At 43.9% G+C, this 1,024-nt stretch carries 2 protein-coding genes; one reads left to right on the top strand and one right to left on the bottom strand.

Annotated features, from left to right (window positions below):
* Positions 1-185 (top strand): hypothetical protein (locus FHS09_RS22635; RefSeq protein WP_221192205.1); only part of this gene is annotated, 185 nt, incomplete at its 5' end.
* Here the strand turns inward: FHS09_RS22635 and FHS09_RS22515 are convergent.
* Positions 172-648: a hypothetical protein gene (locus FHS09_RS22515; protein ID WP_183464151.1), complete on the bottom strand. Its 477-nt coding sequence runs from the start codon at positions 646-648 to the stop codon at positions 172-174. The two genes, FHS09_RS22635 and FHS09_RS22515, sit on opposite strands and share 14 nt — an antisense overlap.
* Between the last annotated feature and the right edge of the window lie 376 nt (positions 649-1,024).

Raw genomic sequence — 1,024 nt, 5'->3', positions numbered from 1 at the left:
AGGCATTGCAACTTAGTGCAAAAGAAAACGCAAGTAACCCCAAAGCAAACTTTTTCATCATTCTTTCTTTTCCGTGGTCTCGATTGAAATTAACGTTGCCATCTGCGGTGGCTGAAGCGTCTTTAGCGCGAAGCGCGTTGCGTAAGCCGTCCGTAGCATGGCCTGGTTATGCTATTTTCCCGTAGCGCCTATGGCAGAGTAAACATAATCCGGCTTACCCTTCGCCTGTACTTTTTTCTTAACTTTCTCATAGGGAATTAGTGCATAGATTTCATTCTTTTCCAGAAGGGCTACAAACCACCCCGTGCCGTTAATTTTTTCTGGTTCTCCACAGGAGGTTTCGACTCTAATGTACTTCATATACCTGCCAGATTGATACCCCCATCCATGAAGAAGCTCCACTACTGCAACGGCTACTTTGTATCCATCCTTTGGTTCTGATACCGAATCGGCATGAACTTTTACTATTGCAACATCCGCTGCAGAGGCAACGGACTTTTCTAATTCTTTTTTTGGATCTGGGTATATGTATTTGAACTCTCCGCCTGGAGAGTTCGGCGGAATTATTTCTGGCGAAACCGGGCTGCATGCTAACGCAGGCTTGCCAAACATAAATATCACTAGGAGAGTGTGTCGAAGGTTTTTCATAGCATAACGCCTTTGTAACGGGCAGCCTTGTGGCGAAGCCACGCTTAAGGCTGTCCAGCCACGAAGTGGCGTTCGTTGACAAACTTGTTAAGTACGTACCCGACAGCCACTGGCTGCACAACCAAAATAAGAAACACTATACTATATGGATAATCGGTGAGTACAAAATACAAATTTGCCAATGCATAAGGGCCGCGATTTATTATGTATTTATATAAAAAGGTTGCAACGCCGCAAGCTATTCCAAACCTGAGATAATTTAACCGAATTAAGAATATATTAACCCAATCATTGCATAAATTTCATTGCCTTGTGATCAGGCCACATGCTTCAGCCGGTTCATATAATGCAACAACTCGGATTTGACCGTGGGGTT

This window comes from Microbulbifer rhizosphaerae (assembly GCF_014191725.1).
GTDB lineage: Bacteria > Pseudomonadota > Gammaproteobacteria > Pseudomonadales > Cellvibrionaceae > Microbulbifer > Microbulbifer rhizosphaerae.
The sequence above is the reverse complement of the archived record's forward strand: the minus strand, read 5'-3'. Positions and strand labels throughout refer to the sequence as shown.